This window comes from Nonomuraea diastatica (assembly GCF_004349015.1).
Lineage (GTDB): Bacteria > Actinomycetota > Actinomycetes > Streptosporangiales > Streptosporangiaceae > Nonomuraea > Nonomuraea diastatica.
In genome coordinates this window covers 1-4,000 of record NZ_SMKP01000347.1, presented here as the reverse complement: position 1 = coordinate 4,000, position 4,000 = coordinate 1, and the positions used below count along the sequence as shown (strand labels likewise).

The 4,000-nt window shown below is 69.5% G+C and carries 4 protein-coding genes; all 4 read right to left on the bottom strand.

What is annotated here, in order from left to right:
• On the bottom strand, positions 1-244 hold a 244-nt coding region (locus E1294_RS51215), incomplete at its 3' end, for a helix-turn-helix domain-containing protein (protein WP_132520388.1).
• A gap of 49 nt (positions 245-293) precedes the next feature.
• The gene (locus E1294_RS51210) at positions 294-1,331 is read right to left on the bottom strand and encodes a tyrosine-type recombinase/integrase (RefSeq protein ID WP_132520385.1); all 1,038 of its coding nucleotides are present in this window, start codon (positions 1,329-1,331) and stop codon (positions 294-296) included.
• Between the two features lie 70 nt (positions 1,332-1,401).
• Positions 1,402-2,913 (bottom strand): helix-turn-helix domain-containing protein, encoded by a 1,512-nt coding sequence (locus tag E1294_RS51205; RefSeq protein WP_246083880.1) that lies wholly within the window; start codon positions 2,911-2,913, stop codon positions 1,402-1,404.
• A 34-nt stretch (positions 2,914-2,947) separates the two neighbouring features.
• The gene (locus tag E1294_RS51200; RefSeq protein WP_246083879.1) at positions 2,948-3,955 is read right to left on the bottom strand and encodes an enoyl-CoA hydratase-related protein; all 1,008 of its coding nucleotides are present in this window, start codon (positions 3,953-3,955) and stop codon (positions 2,948-2,950) included.
• Positions 3,956-4,000 lie beyond the last annotated feature (45 nt).

The window sequence follows — 4,000 nt, the reverse complement described above, 5'->3', positions numbered from 1 at the left end:
GGGCGGGGGTGGAGCGGACGGCCAGGTGGTCGAGGGAGATGCCGAGCACGTCGGCCAGGGCGGCGATGGTGAAGAAGGCGGGGGTGGCGATGCGGCCGGTCTCGATCTTGCGGAGCGTTTCGGCGGACATGCCCGCGGCCGCGGCGACCTCGACGATGCTGCGATCGCCGCGAGCCTGACGCAGGGTGGAGCCGAGTTGCTCACCACGGAGCCGCTCTTCAGGGGTCAGCGGAGGTCGCACCATGCCCACCACTTTATACCTGGATACTAATACCGGTATAGCTATCGCCCTCTCAGCCGGAGTCACGCGGGCCGCCCGGCTCGCCCCGCAGCAGCGGATGCGCCCGCATCGCCACCTCCAGCTCGCCCGGCAGCTCGTCGCGGTAACGCCCCAGCGTCGACAGGTCGCTGTGCCCCAGCACCCGCCGCACCGCGTCCATGTCGACCGCGTCGGCCAGCAGATGCGTCGCCGTCGTGTGCCGCAGCCCATGCGGTGTCACCGACCGCCGCTGATCCGGGTCGACTCGCGCCTGCACCCGGTCGATGACCGCCTGCACATCGCCCCGCGCCAGCCGCCGCCCCCGCCACGACAACAACAACGCCTTGTCCTGCACCGCCGGCCGCCCACGCGCCAGGTAATCCTGCAGCACCCGCGCCACATCCTCCGGCAACGGCACGTCCCGCGTCCGCCCGCCCTTGCCGAAGATCCGCCAGTAGCGCACCCCGTCGTTGGTGAAGAAATCCTCCACATTGGCGCGCACCAGCTCCGACACCCGCGGCCCCACGGTCGCCAGCAGCAACACGATCACCGCATCCCGCAGCTCCGTACGCTGATCACGCCGCCTGCCCGCCGGTGCCGCGTCCGGCGCCGCCCGCGCCGCACCGATCAGCCCCTGCGCCTGCTCCCGCGTCAACGCCCGCCGCTGCGGCCGCAGCCCGCCCCGCTCCTTGGCCGTCACCGCCGACCCCGTCATCGGGTTGAGCTGCACCCACCCGGCCAGCGCCGCGTGCTTGAACAGCGCCGAGATCGACCGCCGGAACCGCGCCTGCGACGCCGGCGACTGCCCGCCGCCCCGCTCATCCGCGCCCGCCGCGCGCCTGCCGTCCGGCCGGCGCGCGAACGCCAGCAGGATCGCATCGACGTCCGCGCCCGTCAGATCATCCAGCACCGTGGCCTCGCCGGCCAGCTCCACCAGCGTCGCCACGTCCCGCGCGTAGACCTCCGCCGTCGACGGCGACAACGCCCCCGTCACCGTCCTGGCCCGCACCAACTCCACATAACGGTCAGCCGCCTCCGCCACCGTCACCCGGTCGAGCTCCGCAGGCCGCACCGGCCACCACCCTCTCGCTGGACACGACAAGATCCGAGCAAGACCGTAGCGGCCGGCACCGACACAAACGCTAGATGTCGCGGAACGTCTCGATGCGCGCACCCAGCGCGTTCAGCCGCTCCGCCAGATCCTCATAACCCCGGTTGATCACATACACGTTCCGCAGCACCGAGGTGCCCTCCGCCGCCATCATCGCCAGCAGCACCACCACCGCCGGACGCAACGCCGGCGGGCACATCATCTCCGCGCTACGCCACCGCGTCGGCCCCTCCACCAGCACCCGATGCGGATCCAGCAACTTCACCGACGCCCCCAGCCGCGTCAGCTCCGTCAGATAGATCGCCCGGTTGTCATAGACCCAGTCGTGAATCAGCGTCGACCCCTGCGCCGAGGCCGCGATCGCCGCGAAGAACGGCACATTGTCGATGTTCAGCCCCGGGAACGGCATCGGATGGATCTTGTCGATGGGGGAGACCAGCTTCGACGGCCGCACCGTCAGATCCACCAGCCGTGTCCGCCCGTTGGCCGCGGCGTACTCCCGCCCCCGGTCGCAATCGAGCCCCATCTCCTCCAGCACCGCCAGCTCGATCTCCAGGAACTCCACCGGCACCCGGCAGATCGTCAACTCCGACGACGTCACCACCGCCGCCGCCAGCAGGCTCATCGCCTCCACCGGATCCTCCGAGGGGGAGTAGTCGACGTCCCGCTCGATCGAGGCCAGCCCGTGAACCGTCAGCGTCGTCGTCCCCACCCCCTCCACCCGCACGCCGAGCTCCTCCAGGAAGAAGCACAGATCCTGCACCATGTAGTTGGACGAGGCGTTGCGGATCACCGTCACCCCGTCGTGCCGCGCCGCCGCCAGCAGCGCGTTCTCCGTCACCGTGTCACCCCGCTCGGTCAGCACGATCGGCCGCGACGGCGACACCCCCCGGTCCACCCGCGCGTGATAGAACCCACCCGTCGCCGTGATGTCCAGCCCGAACGGCCGCAACGCCGACATGTGCGGCTGCACCGTGCGCGTCCCCAGGTCACACCCACCCGCATACGGAATCTGGAACCGCTCCGTCCGATGCATCAACGGCCCCAGGAACATGATCACACTCCTGGTACGCCGCGCAGCCTCCGTGTCCATCGCCTCCAGCTCCAACCGCGCCGGAGGAACGATCTCCAGATCGCTGCCCTCGTTGATCCACCGCGCCCGCACCCCGATCGACGCGAGCACCTCCAGAATCCGGTAGACCTCCTCGATCCGCGCCACCTTGCGCAGAATCGTCCGCCCCGCGTTCAGCAACGACGCGCACAACAACGCCACACACGCGTTCTTCGACGTCTTCACATCGATCGAACCCGACAGCCGGCGCCCGCCCACCACCCGCAGATGCATCGGCCCGGCATAACCCAGCGACACGATCTCACTGTCGAGCGCCTCACCGATCCGGGCGATCATCTCAAGACTGATGTTCTGGTTGCCCCGCTCGATCCGGTTGACCGCACTCTGACTCGTCGCCAGCGCATCGGCCAGCTGCAGCTGCGTCCAACCACGATGCTGACGCGCGTCCCGGATCAACCGGCCGATCCGCACAAGGTAATCATCTGCCACAACACGAGACCATATCTCACATATGAGATGCCTCCGTGCCCGACACCGACGACGCGCCGGACAACTCCCGATGAACCGCCAGATGCTCCGGCGTCGCCTCAGCCTTCACCTTGTGCACGAACGCCCGCCGAGCCGCACCGAACCCATTCTGATCATCGAACATGTCCCGGCTCATCTCCGCCAGCTCCTCGGCCCGGAACGCGTCCAGCGGCTTACGCCGCTCATCCGCCTCGCGCGCCGCCCGGCGCCCGGCCAGCAACCGATCGTAACCCGGATCCACCGCCAGCCGCTCGGCGTACTCCAGCACCCTGCGCTCGAAATCCAGCCGCGACCCCACCAGCATCTTGTCCGCCAGCCCCAGCTCCACCGCCTCGGCCGCCCCGATCGGCAACGCCTCCTGCGTCAACCGCGACGCCTGCTCGGCACCCACCCGACGCGGCAGCGCATACGTCCAGAACTCGCTGCCGAACAACCCCATCGTCCGGTAATGCGGATTCAGCACCACGCCCTCACGCACGATCACCCGATCCGCGCCCAGCCCCATCATCACCCCGCCCGCACCGGCATTCCCGCCCATCGACGTCACCACCAGCTGCCCCGTGCACCCGATCACCTCACGGCACACCGCGTTGATGGCGTTGATGTTCATCCACGACTCCAGCTCCGGATGCCGCGCCGCCTCGATCACATTCAGGTGAATGCCGTTGGAGAACACCTCCCCGCCCCGCACCACCAGCACCCGCGTATCCTGCGCCGCCGCATACCGCAACGCCGCCGCCAGCCGCCGGCACTGCTCCGTCGACATCGCCCCGTTGTAGAAGTCGAAACTCACCACTCCCACACCGTCACTACGGTCGTAGGTGATCTCGCTGTAGCCCGACCGCTCCGGCGCAGACGCCACCAGCTCACCCAGCGCCATCGCCGCGGGCAGCTTCACCGCCCCCTCACGCTCCAGCCGCAGGTGCCCCACCCACACCGAACCGTCGCCCGTACCCACCAGCACGGCAGCCTCGCGCCGCGCCACCACCTCACCCGGCACCCCACCCGGCAACTCCGGGCCCCGGTACAC